A 17,884-nucleotide genomic window follows, 5' to 3' on the forward strand; every position below is an offset into this window, starting at 1 on the left:
TAATGCTCATATCCTTAAATTTCTTTTTGGTATTTTGTAACCTTTTCAAAAAATAATAGTTCCGTTAAAGGATACAATTTCTTTCTATCAATTCTTGGATCTTCGAGCGTGTCGAAATGGTATAAAAATCCAGGTACATCTTCTGATGACATCATTGAATTCCTTGTAAAAGAAAAGAGTTTAAAAGGTAATGATAATTAATGCATTAATTCAGATTGTACCAATTTGCAGGAGATTCCTCGCTACGCTCGGAACGACGTGATATTTTTAATGGGACAGTCGTGTGGTATAAGAGAGTTAATCTATAACTTATTGAATTACTATGTAATAATGAATCCATTGGGATAGCTTTTGAACGATTATGTTTTTTGAAAATAAGCTGCTTCTAGATCATTTGCTGCGTGCAATTCAAGAAATTGATATATGCGCTGTTCGAGCCATAGAGTCCTTTAACCTCCTGCTTGCAATAATTTGTGACGAACTGGAATATTACAATTAAGGATTAAGAATGGTATTTAGGAGAACATGGTTTCAATTGTTTGTCATTCTCTTAATATTGACCTCATGCTCTGCTAAATTTATGGGCAATGATCGTGTGGTACAAAAAAACAACAATCATCTCCGAATCGTAACGTATAATATAAACTGGGGTAACAGTACCTGGCCGATTACCGCGCCGCAGAAAACGGCTGATGCAATAAAACTGCTGGATGGTGACATTGTTTTGCTACAGGAAGCGACTGCCTTTTGGCAAAACTACTTTAAGGAGCACCTTTCTGAACTTTATCCTTATCAACTATTTAAACCTAAAGATGATGGAGGGGGACTTGCTGTACTGACTAAATACCCAGTAAGAGATCAGCAATATACACATTCTCTTATAGGTTGGCACCCTGGATGGATTTTTGATGTTGCCAGCCCTTACGGAAAAGTGCAAATTGCGAATCTGCACTTAACTCCTCCATTAATCAGTAAGGATAATTTGAATTTTAATTTGAGTGCTTATTTTTCAACGCCAGCTATCAGGGAGCGGGAAATCGAATTTTATTATCAATTCATCCAGCCTCATTTACCAACTGTGATTGCTGGTGATTTTAATGAGGGTACTCAGGGATTGGTTACCCAGTTTTTAAATCAACATGGATTTATCGATGTGCAATTCCAACAGGCCAAAAAGAAAAGTACCTGGCAGTGGCGCTTTGGTTTATTTATGGTGCAACAACAATTAGATCATATATTTTACAACAACTCCTTTATTGAAACTAATGCACAAGTCTATTATGGTGGTGACTCGGATCATTTTCCTCTGGCTGTTGATTTAAAGCCTGTCACATAAAACGATGAGACAGGCTGTTAAAAATCAATTGAGGCAAAAATTTATTAAAAATGGTTCTTCACTGATGTGTCCTTAGATCTATTGAGTTATCTGAAACTCCAGCAAGGTAAAGAACCCACTCCAGTGCTTTGTCCAACGATGGTCATAGTAATCATTGTTTTTAACCCGTTTTAAAAGTTTGCCATTCTCCACTTTAAACAGAGGCGCAGTATCATTTAACTGCTCAATTGCATCATAGTCGGGAAATAAGCTCATTTCAGGATAACTGTCAGGTATTATCCCTGTACTGAATGTAGAATAAATTCCATCGGCTGATCGTTGCATGGCATCAAGCAGAACGGCTCTTTGTAATTCAGCTTCTGGTTTGTAGAGATTGCCATCACCATAGGCTGTCCAACTGGTGCCTTCTGCATTCACAACATTTAAGCCGTGTTGATTGTCCTCATTATGCATCAAGTTAGCGATGAGAAGATTTAATGAGGCCGGCAAGTGTATTTTATCGGATATTGCGCGTCGTGGTGTTCTCATGTGGCCAGCAGAGAATGAGTCGGTTAGGTAATGGTTTGCAAAAGCATTCTGTGCATAAGCCAATTCGAGTAACTGCTGCGCTTCTTCAGTTTGACCGGCTTCTTTTTTTGCAAATCCTTTCAATGCAGTTTCTAATGCAAATCGATGGCCTGTTTTATAAGCAATTAAGGAATCAGGCGCAAAATGATCGTAATTGACTTCGGCCAGTTTAATATAAGTACCGAATGGAATGAACGCGCTAATAACTGATCCACCGCAAGTCAGTTTGTTTAATTTCCTGGTGATATCTATATCTTCTTTATTATAAAAATCCCAATCACTTTGCCCCTTCTGGCGTGATAATTCTAGTTTTTTTTCGATCTCTATTAGATAATTTCTGATATTAAGCGCTTGATTTATTGGATTGGAACACTGTTTATCCTTTAGTGTGCCTTTGACCGCCATAGCCTCAAACTGTGCCTGAAAACAGGAGAGCCTTTCTTTTGCAGAGCAGCTTGAAATTGTTTTGTCAGGGTCTCCAAAAATATCGCCAGCGTACATGATAATTTCACCGTAGCTAAGTTTTAATCCGTTTGGCAGGGTTAACTTGAAGCTGCCACTAGATGAATTTGATGAAGAGAGGTGTAATCGCACAAGGTCGCCTAAGTTTTTGTGTTCCAGGCTGGCAAAGCCTGGTCCGTATTGTTCCATAAGCTCAGCAGGGGTTTTAGGCATTAAATAGGAGCTATTTGAGCCATTATTAGCATGAAGGGGGATAACGACTAACAATGACAAAGGTAAAGCTCGTGTGATATTCTTCAACATTATGCATTCCCTTGATTAAGATGTTAAATATATGAGCATTTATTTCATGTTGTGCATCCATGCAGTCTTTTAAAAATAGCACAAATTTTGTATAAAGTGATACTTAAATGAGATAATTTCCATGAAGAGAGTTAAATCCAAGCCGGATCCTGCCCCCCAAAGAGCACATATTGATAATTTAAGTCATGACGGCAAAGGCGTAGCGCGTATCGATGGCAAAGCTACTTTTATTCCTGGTGCGTTACCAAATGAACAGGTCGAATTTCAATATACTCGAGTTAAAAAAGATTATGATGAAGGGAGGTTGCTCTCCATCATTGAACCTTCACCATTACGTGTCGAACCTAAATGTCCACATTATCAATTGTGTGGTGGGTGTTCGTTACAACATATGAATGAACAAGAGCAAATACATTTTAAACAGGATCAATTGTTGGACTTATTAACCCGTTTTGGGCACACCAGTCCTCAAGCCATTTTGCCCCCATTGACAAGTGCTCACTGGAATTACAGAAATAAAGCACGCTTGAGTGTTCGTTTTGTGGAAAAGAAACAGTCGGCGCTCGTCGGATTCAGGGAGCGGAACAATCCGAGATACATTACTGAAATTACTCAATGTCCTGTTTTGCACGCCAAACTGGATACTGACATTATCCCCTTGAGGAACTTAATAGATTCTATGGAGGATAAACATTGCATCGCTCAAATTGAGGTTGCAGCTGGAGATACTGAAATAGCGTTGATATTTCGAAATTTATCGCCACTCAATGCCAATGACGAGCTTAAGATTCAACAGTTTGCTGAACAGTATCATTATAAAATATTTCTTCAGCCAGGTGGTCCGGACACTGTACATTGTTATTATCCCGATAAAGCCAGTGATTATTTGACGTATCAATTGCCTGACTTTGGTATTAAATTCCAATTTCACCCAACAGATTTCACCCAGGTTAATGCTGAGCTGAATAGAAAAATGGTATCCCTGGCCATAGAGCTTATGGATCTGAAAAGTTCCGATAAAGTGCTAGACTTATTTTGTGGGTTAGGAAATTTTTCTTTACCGATGGCAAAATTTTGTTCGAAGGTTATTGGTGTTGAAGGCAGTAAAACCATGGTCGATCGCGCCTACATGAATGCTCAGGCGAATGGCCTGTCCAATGTGGAGTTTTATGCAGCCAATTTAGATGATATTACAGAAGTCAGTAAACTGACACACCAATCAGTGAACAAAATACTTATTGATCCCCCGCGTTCAGGTGCCTTGGAATTGGTCAAACAGATTGACTCCATCAATCCTGAACGTATAGTTTATGTATCGTGTAATCCCATAACATTAGCCAGAGATACCGATGTACTGGTAAATCAAAAAGGCTATGTATTGATTAAAGCGGGTGTGATGGATATGTTTCCGCATACTGCGCATGTTGAATCTATAGCCTTGTTTGAAAAAGGATAAATTTCATGGTTAGAGTAAAAGATACGACGCCACTGCTACCCGATGGAAGTATTGATGTTGAAATGTGGCTTCATCAGCTTGGCTCCAAAGGGTATTTGGACAATCTTGAACTCATTCGTAATGCGTGTACTTTAAGTCAGCTCGCAGGACAGGAACATGCTACTGAAACAGGACAGTCTTGTTTGCAACAAGGTTTGTCCATGGCTGATTTACTTGCCGATCTTGAAGTGGATCAGGAAACACTAGCTGCGGCTATTATATTTGAAAACGTACATTATTCTGACTTGTCTCATGAGGATGTTGAAGAGCAATTAGGGCCTAATATTGCAAAATTGGTAAAGGGTATTGAAAAGATGGGAGCCATGAATAATTTTCAGGCCCTGAATAAATACCCTCAAAATAAAAATCAGATCGACAATATCCGGAAAATGTTATTGGCCATGGTGGATGATGTCCGGGTTGTTCTGATTAAACTTGCAGAGCGTTTGTGTGTTTTGCGTACAGCAGGACATTTATCTGAAGCGGTACGAATACAGCTTGCAACAGAAGCTATGGAAATTTATGCCCCTCTTGCAAATCGCTTGGGTATAGGGGCGATAAAATGGGAAATGGAAGATCTGGCATTTCGTTATCTGCATCCTGATGAATATAAAGCAATAGCAAAAGGGCTTAAAGCAAAGCGGCTGGACAGGGATAATTTTGTTAATATGATTGTGGGGCAATTGAATCACCAGATTAAAGCTACTGGCGCCCAGCATTTTGCTGTGTACGGAAGATCGAAACACATTCATAGCATTTATAAAAAAATGACGAGGAAGAACGTATCTCTGGATGAGATATATGATGCGACCGCTGTTCGTGTTTTAGTCGATACCGAAGCTCAATGTTATGAAGTTCTGGGAATGGTTCATACTTTATGGAAGCAAATTCCTGCTGAATTTGATGATTATATTTTCAATCCTAAACCCAATGGATATCAATCCTTGCATACTGCGGTTGAGGGTCCGGAAGGGCGAGTATTTGAGGTGCAAATCAGAACGTTTCACATGCATGATTTAGCTGAAATGGGGGTTGCTGCGCATTGGAAATATAAAGAAGGTGGTGTTCAGCAAAAAGAAAGTCATGAGCGAAAAATTGAATGGCTTCGCGATGTATTGGCATGGCATCAGGAAATGGCTACCAATAAAGGTGTTGCAGAGAATATTGCAACAGAGTTCCTTGAAGATCGAGTCTATGTATTTACTCCTGATGGAGATGTTCTTGATTTACAGCAAGGGGTCACTCCTTTGGATTTTGCTTATCATGTGCACAGTGATTTGGGGCATAGATGTCGTGGGGCGAAAATCAATGGACATATCGTTCCTTTGACTTACCAACTAAAAACGGGCGACCGGGTTGAAGTATTGACCGGGAAAGAAATCAAACCTTCGAGGGACTGGATAAATCCTCATCTAAATTACTTAAAAACTGCCAGAGCAAAAGCGAAAGTTCTGCATTGGTTCAAAATGCAGGATTACGATGACAATGTGCAGGATGGTCGTGAATTATTAGATAAAGAATTGAAATCTCTGGGGATAAAATCGGATAAACTTGGCGATGTGGTCGTTGCCCTCAACTATAAAAAAATTGATGATCTCTATGCCAGCCTTGGTCGTGGGGATATTAAAATAGGGCAGATAGTGAATCGCCTGGCGCCTCCGGAGACAACTGAACACAATATAATCAAGTTTGCCAAACCTCAACATAAGCCTGAAGTAACTGGAAGTGATTTACGTATAGAGGGTGTCGGTAACCTGCTAACCTTTATGGCACGATGCTGTCAACCCGTTCCGGGTGATGAGGTTATGGGGTATATCACTATAGGACGTGGAGTTTCAATTCATCGTAAGGATTGCCCTAATATTATTCATGCCAGCGAAAAGCAGAAACAACGTTTCTTACAAGTCAATTGGGGGACTTCTACTCGCGAAAATTACGTTGTGGATGTCTTGATTAAAGCATTCGATCGCTCTGAATTATTAAAAGACGTTACTTCATTGCTCTCTAATGAAAAAGCACATGTTTATTCCTTACAAACCAGTACAGATAAACATGACAACATGGCTTATATAACACTGACAGTGGAAATTGATGGATTAAACAGTTTGTCCCGATTATTGACTAAATTGGAACAAATACCTAATGTCCTGGAAGCAAGACGCCAGTTATAAATCGAGAGAATGCTTGAGATGAATATGTGCTATAATAGACCCATGTGTCTGTTATTGAGTCACTACAATGCCAGAAAAGATCATTCCTAAAAAACTCCATGCCATATGGTTAGGTGGAACATTAAGAGATGTTGGTGAAAAAAACCTGATTGACTGGAAAAAGCAAAACCCGGATTACACATTGAATTTATGGGTGGATTCGAGAACCTATTTAACCAGTGAACTTCAAGAATCATATAAAAATTTGATACTCCGGGCTAAAACAAATGGCATTGTAATTAACGACATTAATCCGGACATTAAGGAACAACAGCGGTTGCAGTATGTAAATTATCCACGTGAAATTTATGAGAATATGGCATCTTCAAAATATTATGAAGATGAATTATTTATTCAACAGCCAAATTATGCCGCTGCTTCAGATATTTTGCGAGCTGAAATTTTATACCACCAGGGTGGTATTTACTTTGATGCTGAAGATGTATTTCCAGGAGAACCACTAGGCAATTTATCCTGTAGACACGGCATTTTAATTCATAAGACGACAAATGGACTGAATAATGATCTGATTGCCAGTGAAGTAAACGGTACCATGATTGATTCGTACCGAAAAGTGATTCAGCAGAATTACAACGAATTATACAGCTTACCCTTGGTGCATCAATTGGCTCATCAATCTCAGTTTTATGAAAGCCATAGAACTACAGGCAGAAAAGACTCAACAATAAACATTTCTGGTCCTGGTGCATTGGCACAAGCAGTTAATGCCGTAAATAAGGGATTGGCTACTACTTACGGAATGATTAATAATGCTGTTGCGATGGATCCCAAAACATATACTCTGCCCCCGAAGCAGGCATTAAGTTGGTATAATACTGAAGCTGCTTCCAACCCGGACATGATCATTGCTCAATTTAGGTCAAATGTTAAAGATTATTTTAATATGTTGGTTGAGTACATCGGTGAAAATAACTTGCATCCACAGTCTATAGAGACTTTAAATAAGTGCTCCAGGCTTATTAGTGAATTCCCCCCTACAAAGACCATGGTTCAGCTTATGGCGCACTTACGTGAAAATTTATCACAAAAAGAGATGGATACGCTGAAAAACATTGAGATACCTATAGCAGTAAAGGATGAGTTTGGTTCTAATTTTTGGGATCGTTTGGAGCATTATGCTCAAACTACGGATGCATTTGTAGTATCAATTAAAACTGCTGAGGTAAAAGAAGAGCTGTTAGGTTCATTTATGAAGGAGCTTAAAGACAATACGACCCTGGATAGCTATATCGTTGATTCTCAATTTACTGAAGACTTTACAAAATTTAGCTTCCCCTATTTTTTACATCGCATCTTGCCCCAAGGCTATAATGCGTTGGTTGAAAATCACCATTACAGCCATTTCTCTTTTTCTTGTGATCCCTCAGTAAAATTTAAGCCAGTTTCAGCGGAACAACAGGTCGCTATTACACAAAAAGTAGCAAAAGAATTCAATGAATTAACTTCAAAGAGCTCTGGTCTGTCGTCCGAAGGGTTCTTCGCAATAAAATCAGAACTGGTACAATCAAAACATGCTAAAGAAATTGAGCTTATAAGTGATTATATTAAACAAATCACCGCATCTATGGAGCGAGGGCATTCAAAGGATTTAAAGGGAGTTTTGAAAGACAGGACTCATGGCTTTGTTGCTGGTATTAGTCGCACCACGGGTACAGCTTATGTAAATGATCGGTTTATGAGCGCACGTTTTGCTCCGGATGGAACATTAAGTTTTCATAAAAGAGAAAATAATCAAAGCCCATGGCGTGAGATGACCGCAGATGAAGCAGTAAAAACCAAGGGTTTATTCAAACAAATTGTTGCTCACCAACAGGACTTAATAAGTCAACAGGTCCAATCAGCTGGTTCTAAATTTAAAGGGTAGTGTTTCAATTTTGATAAGTGAGATGTGCGGTTGTTTACTTTTCACTTAAAAATGAATCCAGCGACTACCCTGCGAAGCTCACTTAATAAAACGTTGTATGTACGGCAGGCTGCGCCTATTGACATCGCTTCGATACCAATTCCCATCTTTGATAAATCGCTGATTATTGAGAGAGGAGGAAATACACCAGTATCTTCATGACCGATGATGATTATTTCAGGATTTGATTTGGTTAAAAGTTCCAAATACGGCGAATTGATTTCCTTTATGCTGTTTATTGCAACATCAATAATGATTTCTTCTCGTGAAACAATTAAACTAGACTCATAAATGATGGAATTTATCTGAATCTTATTATTTTCATATGCCTGAATCGCATGCTGTTCTGATGCTTCTAGATTGATATTCATGGTTTTAGAAATTTCATTAAGTTATAGTGGCTACAGTATATCACAGAGGATAATCTTATGAGTCAATTTCCACGCATCAATCGTTTGCCCCCTTATGTGTTCAATACCTTGAATCAATTAAAAACTGAGGCGCGAGCGCGTGGAGAGGATATTATCGATTTTGGTATGGGGAATCCCGATCAGCCGACTCCGCCTCATATCGTAAACAAACTGATTGAAGCCGCTCAACGCCCTGATACACACCGGTACTCAATGTCCAAAGGCATACCTCGGCTCAGGCGAGCTATGGCACAATGGTATCTTCGAAATTATGGTGTCCATTTAAACAGTGAAACACAAATCCTGGCCACAATTGGTTCCAAAGAAGGGCTGGCGCATTTGGCACTGGCAATTACAGGTCCAGGTGATACAGTTTTAGTACCCGATCCTGCTTATCCTATTCATACTTATGGATTTATTATTGCTGGTGCCAATGTAAAGCAAATCCCTTTGATTGAAGAAACCCAGTTTCTTGAAGCGGTTGAAGATGCGATTAATCGAAGCTGGCCAAAACCTAAGGCTTTGGTTATTAATTTTCCAGCTAACCCAAGTACACATTGTGTTGAGTATTCTTTCTTTGAACGAGTGGTTGATCTGGCCAAACGAAATAATATCTGGATAATCCACGACCTTGCTTATGCTGACATCGTTTTTGATGGGTATAAAGCACCTTCGATCTTGCAAGTTCCTGGAGCCCTGGACATTGCTATTGAAACGTATTCAATGTCCAAATCGTACAATATGCCAGGGTGGCGTGTGGGCTTTGCCTGTGGCAATGAAGAGCTGGTTGCTGCCTTAACCCGCATAAAATCCTATCTCGATTACGGCACCTTTACACCAATACAAGTAGCGGCAATTACGGCACTGGAAGGATCTGATGATTGTGTTAAAGAAATCAGAGAACGGTACGAACAACGCAGGAACCTTCTTTGTGATGGTCTGAATGAAATAGGATGGGAAGTGACTCGACCCAAGGCAACCATGTTCGTCTGGGCCCCTATTCCTCCCCATTATCTGTCTATGGGATCGTTGGAATTCAGTAAATATTTATTAAAAGAGGCCCATGTTGCTGTATCGCCAGGCATTGGTTTTGGTCAGCAGGGCGACGGGTTTGTCCGTTTTGGATTAATCGAAAACAAGGATCGAACTCGTCAGGCTTTACGCAACTTGAAAGCTTTATTCAAGCGAGATGGTTTACTCAAGGCGGTATAAAGATGGATGTGATTATCAATGCAGACTGTGCTTCTCTTCCCCTTGATGTTACCCCATTAAAATCAATGCAGCAGGTTTCACTTAATTTATTGGCAAGTCTTGGTTATGATCCGCTCAATTTACCATTGGCTGATCTGCTTCAAAATACCCATCATTTAGAGGGCGAGTGGGTGGTTCTTAGTCCGATCCATTGGACGGCATCTCATAATGATGCCATGATCATTGCCGCGGGGCGAGATGTGCAACTAAGTGACGATGAGTCACTTTACTGGTTTAAATTATTGGCAAATTATCTTCAAGAGGATGGTCTGACTCTTTATTATCATGACGCAAATACATGGTTGTTGCATGCAGTCAATAAACCTCCTTTAAATGCAAAGCCGGCTTATTGTCTTTACAGTCACTCATTGATGCCCGAATTAGCAGAGTTGGATTCAACGATGTATTGGCAGAAATTCTTTACAGAATGCCAAATGTTTTTTGCCTCACAGCCTAATTCCTCATTATTGAATGGTGTCTGGGCTTGGCGCGGTGGTACTTTATCCGCAAAAAAATCCATACCTGTTTGTGCTGATGAACCTTTCTTCTCAATGGCTCGGGCTTGTTCGAATAATGTCATTTCATACAGCCCATCAGTACAACTTCGTGATGCCCAAATTATTTTAATAAATGATATGGAATCACTTGATTCTCAACATAGAAAGGAACTCAGTACCATGTCAACGCGTTGGTATTGGCTTGATTCCGCTTATGCTTATAAAAAACACAATTGGTTTACTCGAATTTGGAGAAGTTTGACCCATGCTCATTAAACAACGTCATATCCCAACTCATACCTTAAATCTTCCTAATGTTCCGGAGGTATTAAAACGTATTTATGCGAGTCGAGGTATTCGTGATGAGTCGCAACTAGACAAACAATTACAAACGTTGCTTGCATTTAACACGTTAAAGGGGATTAATGAGGCGTGTAGGCGCCTTGAAAAAGCACTGAGAGAACAACAGAGAATTCTTATTATTGGCGATTTTGATGCGGATGGAGCAACATCTACTGCTTTGGCGATTACGGCTTTAAAGGCTATGGGAGCCCAGCATGTTGAATATCTGGTGCCTAATCGCTTTGAATTCGGGTATGGCCTAACCCCCGCTATAGTGGACGTGGCAAACAAATGGAAACCGCAGTTAATCATTACCGTAGATAACGGTATTGCCAGTTTTGATGGCGTGGAGCGGGCAAATAATTTGGGTATTGATGTGCTTATTACGGATCACCATCTTCCTGCTGATTCAATACCTAATGCCTGTGCCATAGTTAACCCTAATCAGCAAGGATGTGCCTTTCCAAGCAAATCCATTGCTGGGGTTGGGGTTATATTCTATGTCATGCTCGCATTACGCCGTCATTTAAAAAATGCGCATTGGTTTGCTGAAATGAATATTACTGAACCCAATATGGCCAGTTTTCTGGATTTGGTTGCTTTGGGGACTGTGGCTGATGTGGTTGGCTTGGATCAAAATAATCGAATTATGGTTAACCAGGGCATGGCCAGAATACGTCAGGGACTTTGCAGAGAAGGTATTAAGGCTTTAATTGAGATTTCAGGAAGAGAATGTTCCCGGTTAAGGGAAACCGATTTGGGTTTTGCCATTGCACCGCGATTGAATGCAGCGGGGAGATTGGATGATATGGCTTTAGGAATCGAATGTTTAATGACATCCGATCCACTTCAGGCAAAAAACTTTTGCAAACAATTGGATGAATTGAATCAGGAGCGAAAGCACATAGAATCTGAAATGAAGGAACAAGCCATGCTTGCATTGGATAAATTGTCTATTCACCCAGATAAGAACAATCATTTGCCAATAGCATTATGTATTTTTGATAAAACCTGGCATCAGGGAGTTATTGGTATTTTAGCGGGACGGATGAAAGAACGATATCATCGCCCCGTTATCGCTTTCGCTTTCGTAAGTGAACATGAATTAAAAGGTTCCGCCCGTTCCGTTCCTGATTTGAATATAAGGGATGTATTGGCCGCAGTAGATAAAGATCATCCGGGTTTGATTACCAAATTTGGAGGGCATGCCATGGCTGCTGGTTTAAGTATTCGCCCGGAGAACCTGGATTCGTTTCGTGACGCTTTAGTATCCGAAGTGAATAAACACATCGAACTGTCTCAATGCGAGGGAGAGTTATTAACTGACGGGCCGTTGCAGCCTGGAGAGTTAAATTTGGAAACAGCTCAGTTAATTCAACAGGCAGGCCCTTGGGGGCAGCAGTTTGCCGAACCGGTTTTTGATAATGTATTTGAAATTCTGGATCAGCGCCTTGTTGGCAAAAACCATTTGAAAATGACACTTGCGGATCCGAAAAGCGGAGTTCAGATAGATGCCATTGCTTTTAATGTTGATTTAAAGACCTGGCCTAATCACCGTGTCAAACACCTACATGCGGCCTATAAATTGGATATCAATTATTATATGGGACGCTCCAGAGTGCAACTATTAATTCAGGCAATGAATGTTATGAATCAGGAATAGTATTTTGGAGTTTAAATTTTGCTCAGTTGCCGTGTCTTGCGCTATAATTCTCATTTTAATTAATTGGTGAACGATCTTGGACTCTAAATTATCTATTGCTCCCATGATAGATTGGACCTATACCCATTTTCGCGTATTAATGCGTTTATTGGCTCCTCATGCTTTATTGTATACCGAGATGCAGACAACCGGGGCTGTTGTTAATAATCCGGAAAGAGCTCTTTTTTTTTCTGCAATGGAGCATCCCATTGCACTTCAGCTGGGCGGTTCTGATCAACATGCCCTTGCTCAATGTGCAGCAATTGCTGAGCAGAAAGGGTATGACGAAATCAACTTAAACCTAGGCTGTCCCAGCGATAAGGTTCAGGCTGGTCGTTTTGGTGCCTGCTTAATGAATGAGCCAGTTCAGGTTATTGAGTGTATTCGTGCATTAAAACAGGCAGTGACCATTCCTGTTACAGCGAAAACCAGAATAGGCATAGACAATCAGGACAGTTATGCTTTTTTTAGTGATTTTGCTCATCGCCTGATTGATGCCGGATGTGATAAATTAATCGTTCATGCTCGTAAGGCATGGTTAAGTGGCCTGAATCCAAAGCAAAACAGAACTATTCCTCCCGTCAATTACGACTATGTTTATCGACTTAAGCAGGAAATTCCTCATATTCCGATAATCATTAATGGAAATATTGTGACGAATTGGGACATTGAAGAACACCTAAGGCATGTCGATGGCGTGATGTTGGGTCGCCTGGCTTGTGATAATCCCTATCGCATAGCAGAGATTCACCATGCTTTATATCCACAATCTGCGCAGATTAAGCGGAGCACGCTACTGATTCGCTATCTTGATTATCTGGCTGCTGAGCACAAAAAAGGGATTCCACTAAGTCTTTTGATTAAACCCATTTTTAATTTGGCTCATGGTTTGCCCGGGGCAAGTCAATGGAAAAAGAAGTTAATGCAGGTTTTACAATCAAAAAATACTGAAGGGTGCGCAGAGCTAATCGACTATCTAAACGATTTGGAATCAAAAAGGGATTATGAAACAGTATGAACTGCATATAACGGATCTTAAGATTATTGTGTCTTCAAATAATGACTATTAGAACAGGCATTTCAGAGTCCTGGGAATGTGCAATCTCCAAAATCTGAATTATAGTTTGCATTAAAGTCAATTTTTCTATTAAAATCATAGAGATTTTTTCAAGCAAAGGAACTTAAATGCATAAAAATACATACGGAATTCTTCTCGGTTTAGGTGTAAGCCTTGGGTGTTTTGCTGGAGACATGGGTGTTCAAGAAACCAGCAGTTTTTATATACAGGGTATGGTGGACTACAACTGGTTAAATTACTCTGAAGCCAACACTGCATCCTATTTCGGACCTCAAAATATTCGGGCTGTTGCTGCCTCTATTGATAACCGCTGGGGTTATGGCGTTGGGGCTGGTTATGTTTTTAATGACTATTTGCGTGCTGGTGTAACCTTCCAGGGTAGACCTAATATTGGTTATTCAGTAACAGATGATGCTCCAGAAACAGCCTCAGGTAATTTTAATAATTTTACCGTGATGTTTAATGCTTATTTATCAAGTCCTTCTTTGTCCACCATGGGATTTAACCCATACATCATGGGTGGTGTTGGGGTCGCTCGTAATAAAACCAATGATATCTATTGGCCATTAGCCAATCAAATTGAATTTGGTGCTTCAACAACACCTTTTGCATGGCAGGCAGGATTAGGTACCTTATTTAATCTTAACGATTGTCTGTTTTTAGATATTAACTACACCTTTGTTTCAATTGGTGAAGTTAAAAACTCTGGTCAGTACAATGCAGTAGCTGCAAACAATACACCAGCATCGGGTGCACCAACACGATTTAATAAAGTGTACAGCAACCAGGCTGAATTAGGTCTCCACTATCGCTTTTCTGTATAAGCGTTTTTCTTACCGGGTATGGCACCAGTTGCCTATACCCGGTTTTGCGCATCAGAATCTGAGTGCTCATACGAGTTTTAATGCAAATGCACCAGAAGAGAATAAAATGTTGGGGACAGCAGGTGCAGATGATGATTTTCAAGCACTTCTGCTGATTCAGGGTTTGTGAAAAACCAATTTGCATTGCTTCGCAAAGGCTCGCGATGACGTGTTTTTATGCAATTAAAAAAAATTGTTCATCGAAGCTAATATTATGATGACCATAAGATTTAAGTTTTACCTTAATTAATCATCCAAACATCATGTATTCGTGGCATTTTATTCGGTTTTCTAGTACATTAATGAGTTTGTTATTTAGAACCTCCAGAGGATTATCCAGGCCATGCTGAATACGTTGATTAAGAAAATGTTTGGAAGCCGAAATGAACGTACATTACGGCGTATGGAAAAGGCAGTATTGGCCGTCAATTCATTTGAACAGCAAATGAAGGCATTAACTGACGCAGAATTAGCTGCCAAGACACAACAATTTAAGGCGCGCTATAACGAAGGGGAAAGCCTGGACGAATTACTTGCTGAAGCTTTTGCTACAGTCAGAGAAGTGTCTGTTCGAACTTTGGGTCTTCGTCATTTCGATGTACAGCTTATTGGTGGAATGGTTCTGCATGAAGGAAATATTGCAGAAATGCGTACAGGGGAAGGTAAAACCCTGGTTGCAACCTTGCCAGCCTATCTAAATGCCATTAGCGGCCGAGGTGTACATGTCGTTACAGTTAACGATTACCTTGCCAAGCGTGACAGTCAATGGATGAAGCCCATATTTGAATTTTTAGGTTTGACAGTAGGCGTTATTTATCCAGACATGTCGCACGCCAATAAACAGGACGCATATAAAGCCGATATCGTTTACGGCACGAACAATGAGTTTGGTTTTGATTATTTGCGCGACAACATGGCGTTTAGTCTGACAGACAAAGTTCAGCGAGAATTAAATTTTGCTATCGTCGACGAAGTCGATTCGATTCTGATTGATGAGGCGCGAACTCCTCTAATTATATCCGGAGCAGCAGAAGACAGCTCTGAACTGTATATCAAAATTAATAAACTGATTCCTCAATTAAAGAAACAGGAAGAAGAGGGCGATCAGGGTGATTATACAATTGACGAAAAGCAAAAACAGGCTCATTTGACTGATGCAGGTCACCTGCATATAGAAGAGTTGCTTACCAAGGCTAATCTGCTGGATCCCGGTGAAAGTCTCTATCATGCAAGTAATATTATGTTAATGCATCACGTTAATGCCGCTTTAAAGGCACATGCGATGTTTCATCGTGATATTGACTATATTGTCAAAGACAATCAAGTCGTCATTGTCGATGAGCATACTGGCCGTACCATGCCTGGAAGACGTTGGTCTGAAGGCTTGCATCAGGCTGTCGAGGCAAAAGAAGGTGTGGCAATCCAGAATGAAAATCAGACTCTGGCTTCGATTACATTCCAGAATTTCTTCCGTATGTACAATAAATTGTCGGGTATGACGGGTACAGCCGATACCGAGGCTTATGAATTCCAACAGATTTATAACCTTGAAGTAGTGGTGATACCAACCAACAAGCCCATGATGCGTAAAGATGAGGCAGATTTGGTTTATTTAAATCAATCGGATAAATACCAGGCAATAATCGAAGACATTAAGGAATGCAGTACTCGTAAGCAACCTGTTCTGGTGGGAACTGCATCGATTGAAGCATCTGAATATTTAAGTCAGCTTCTGAAGAAAGCCAATATAAAACATCAGGTACTCAATGCCAAATTCCATGAAAAAGAAGCGCAAATTATCGCTGAAGCAGGCCGTCCTGGTGCAGTTACCATAGCAACCAATATGGCTGGTCGTGGAACGGATATCGTTTTGGGTGGTAGCTTGTCCGCTGATTTGGCTCAATTGCCTGACACGGCAACTGATGAAGATAAAAAGGCACTTAAAACGGAATGGCAAAATCGTCATGATGAAGTTTTGGCATCTGGCGGCTTAAGAATTATTGGTTCGGAGCGTCATGAATCTCGTCGTATCGACAATCAATTAAGAGGTCGTGCTGGTCGTCAAGGTGATGCCGGAAGCAGTCGATTTTATTTGTCGCTTGAAGACAATCTAATGCGTATTTTTGCATCGGAACGAGTAGCATCAATGATGCGTCGATTAGGAATGAAGCCAGGTGAGCCTATTGAGCATAGTTTGGTAACTAAAGCGATTGAAAATGCGCAACGGAAACTTGAAGGGCATCATTTCGATGTCAGAAAGCAGCTTTTGGATTATGATAATGTCGCAAACGATCAGCGACAAGTGATTTATACCCAACGCGCTTCGATTATGGAGATGGCCGACACAGAAGAAGTTGTTGCAATGATGAGAGATGAAGTCATCAATAGTCTTGTTGATACTTATATCCCTCCGCAAAGCCTGGAAGATCAGTGGGATCCGAAAGCATTATCTGATGTTTTGTTGGATGAGTTCAAAATCAAAGCCCCGGTTCACGAATGGATCGATGCAGATCACAGTATTCAGCCTGAGCAAATCAAAGATAAAATTCTTGCTTTGGCAATAGAACACTATGATGAAAAAGTAAGAAAAACTGGCCGGCCTGTTATCTCTCAATTTGAGAAATCTGTCATTTTGCAAACCCTGGATAACCATTGGCGTGAGCATCTGGCTGCAATGGATCAATTGCGTCAGGGCATCCATCTGCGTGGATATGCTCAAAAAGATCCAAAACAGGAATATAAAAAGGAAGCGTTCAGTCTCTTCACTATGATGCTGGATAACTTAAAATATGACGTCATCAAGTTACTCTTATCTGTCGAAATTCAAACTGAAGAAGATGCCAATGCAGTTGAAGAGCAACGTCGTGCAGAGCAAATTCGTAAAATGAATTTGCAGCATGAGAATCCTAATAGCAAAGAGGATCAGCTTGAACAAACATTCAGACGCCACGAAAAGAAAACGGGTCGAAACGATCCTTGCCCTTGTGGTTCAGGAAAAAAATATAAATCCTGTCATGGTAGTTTAGTGTGAAGGTAGCAGTTGCGATAATTACTGATGAACAGCAGCGCATTTTAATCACCCAACGTCCTTTCCATGTTCCGCATGGAGGATGTTGGGAGTTTCCTGGCGGTAAGCTGGAGCAGGATGAGTCTCCTGAGGCAGCTTTAGTTCGTGAAGTACGAGAAGAGATTGGTCTCACTGTGTTAAATTCACATTATCTTGGCGAGATTAATTATCAATATTCAGATAAAACGGTTCAGTTAATTGTTTTTCATGTGACTCATTTTATTGGTAAACCTCGCTGTAAAGAGGGGCAATTGGCTATGAAATGGATTCATAAAGACAATCTTAATCCTGAAGAGTTTCCTCAAGCTAATTTGGCCATTATCAATCTGATTCAAAGTTCAGAAACAGTTGTATGATTTCCCATAGTTGTATTTGAT

Annotated in this window: 14 protein-coding genes; 11 read left to right on the plus strand and 3 right to left on the minus strand. The window is 40.3% G+C overall.

Annotated features, from left to right (window positions below):
• Positions 1–14: 14 nt before the first annotated feature.
• Positions 15–155, minus strand: coding sequence for a transposase family protein (locus tag G543_RS19025; protein ID WP_147286848.1), 141 nt, complete (start codon positions 153–155; stop codon positions 15–17).
• Between the two features lie 353 nt (positions 156–508).
• Here G543_RS19025 and G543_RS0111035 point away from each other — a divergent pair, with 353 nt between their 5' ends.
• Positions 509–1,336 (plus strand): endonuclease/exonuclease/phosphatase family protein, encoded by an 828-nt coding sequence (locus tag G543_RS0111035; RefSeq protein ID WP_028384560.1) that lies wholly within the window; start codon positions 509–511, stop codon positions 1,334–1,336.
• Between the two features lie 78 nt (positions 1,337–1,414).
• Here the strand turns inward: G543_RS0111035 and G543_RS0111040 are convergent, their stop codons facing one another.
• Positions 1,415–2,668 carry a hypothetical protein gene (locus tag G543_RS0111040; protein WP_028384561.1) on the minus strand — a complete coding sequence of 418 codons (1,254 nt, stop codon included), beginning with the start codon at positions 2,666–2,668 and terminating at the stop codon, positions 1,415–1,417.
• Between the two features lie 121 nt (positions 2,669–2,789).
• Between G543_RS0111040 and rlmD the strand changes: the two genes are divergently transcribed.
• The 3 genes from rlmD to G543_RS0111055 all read left to right on the plus strand — a co-directional run bounded on the left by rlmD (position 2,790) and on the right by G543_RS0111055 (position 8,258).
• Positions 2,790–4,124 (plus strand): 23S rRNA (uracil(1939)-C(5))-methyltransferase RlmD, encoded by a 1,335-nt coding sequence (rlmD, locus tag G543_RS0111045; protein WP_028384562.1) that lies wholly within the window; start codon positions 2,790–2,792, stop codon positions 4,122–4,124.
• A 5-nt stretch (positions 4,125–4,129) separates the two neighbouring features.
• Positions 4,130–6,334: a GTP diphosphokinase gene (gene relA, locus G543_RS0111050; RefSeq protein WP_028384563.1), complete on the plus strand. Its 2,205-nt coding sequence runs from the start codon at positions 4,130–4,132 to the stop codon at positions 6,332–6,334.
• A 67-nt stretch (positions 6,335–6,401) separates the two neighbouring features.
• A complete protein-coding gene (locus G543_RS0111055) occupies positions 6,402–8,258 on the plus strand; it encodes a TcdA/TcdB catalytic glycosyltransferase domain-containing protein (RefSeq protein ID WP_028384564.1) in 1,857 nt (618 codons plus the stop codon).
• Positions 8,259–8,299: 41 nt separating this feature from the next.
• Here the strand turns inward: G543_RS0111055 and G543_RS0111060 are convergent, their stop codons facing one another.
• Positions 8,300–8,668, minus strand: a complete 369-nt coding sequence (locus G543_RS0111060) for an Mth938-like domain-containing protein (protein WP_028384565.1) — start codon at positions 8,666–8,668, stop codon at positions 8,300–8,302.
• 57 nt (positions 8,669–8,725) lie between these two features.
• Between G543_RS0111060 and alaC the strand changes: the two genes are divergently transcribed.
• The 7 genes from alaC (at position 8,726) to mutT (ending at position 17,863) form a co-directional block, all read left to right on the plus strand.
• Positions 8,726–9,919: an alanine transaminase gene (gene alaC, locus G543_RS0111065; RefSeq protein WP_028384566.1), complete on the plus strand. Its 1,194-nt coding sequence runs from the start codon at positions 8,726–8,728 to the stop codon at positions 9,917–9,919.
• A gap of 2 nt (positions 9,920–9,921) precedes the next feature.
• A complete protein-coding gene (locus G543_RS0111070; RefSeq protein ID WP_028384567.1) occupies positions 9,922–10,731 on the plus strand; it encodes a hypothetical protein in 810 nt (269 codons plus the stop codon).
• Positions 10,721–12,460 (plus strand): single-stranded-DNA-specific exonuclease RecJ, encoded by a 1,740-nt coding sequence (recJ, locus tag G543_RS0111075; protein WP_028384568.1) that lies wholly within the window; start codon positions 10,721–10,723, stop codon positions 12,458–12,460. The genes G543_RS0111070 and recJ overlap by 11 nt, the downstream gene beginning before the upstream one ends.
• Before the next feature lie 73 nt (positions 12,461–12,533).
• On the plus strand, positions 12,534–13,517 hold the full coding sequence (gene dusA, locus G543_RS0111080) for a tRNA dihydrouridine(20/20a) synthase DusA (protein WP_028384569.1): 984 nt from the start codon (positions 12,534–12,536) through the stop codon (positions 13,515–13,517).
• A 167-nt stretch (positions 13,518–13,684) separates the two neighbouring features.
• On the plus strand, positions 13,685–14,401 hold the full coding sequence (locus tag G543_RS18760; protein WP_028384570.1) for an outer membrane protein: 717 nt from the start codon (positions 13,685–13,687) through the stop codon (positions 14,399–14,401).
• Between the two features lie 382 nt (positions 14,402–14,783).
• Positions 14,784–17,471: a preprotein translocase subunit SecA gene (gene secA, locus G543_RS0111095; protein WP_028384571.1), complete on the plus strand. Its 2,688-nt coding sequence runs from the start codon at positions 14,784–14,786 to the stop codon at positions 17,469–17,471.
• Positions 17,468–17,863: an 8-oxo-dGTP diphosphatase MutT gene (gene mutT, locus G543_RS0111100; RefSeq protein ID WP_028384572.1), complete on the plus strand. Its 396-nt coding sequence runs from the start codon at positions 17,468–17,470 to the stop codon at positions 17,861–17,863. The genes secA and mutT overlap by 4 nt, the downstream gene beginning before the upstream one ends.
• The last annotated feature ends 21 nt before the right edge of the window (positions 17,864–17,884 follow it).

This window comes from Legionella moravica DSM 19234 (assembly GCF_000423305.1).
GTDB lineage: Bacteria > Pseudomonadota > Gammaproteobacteria > Legionellales > Legionellaceae > Legionella > Legionella moravica.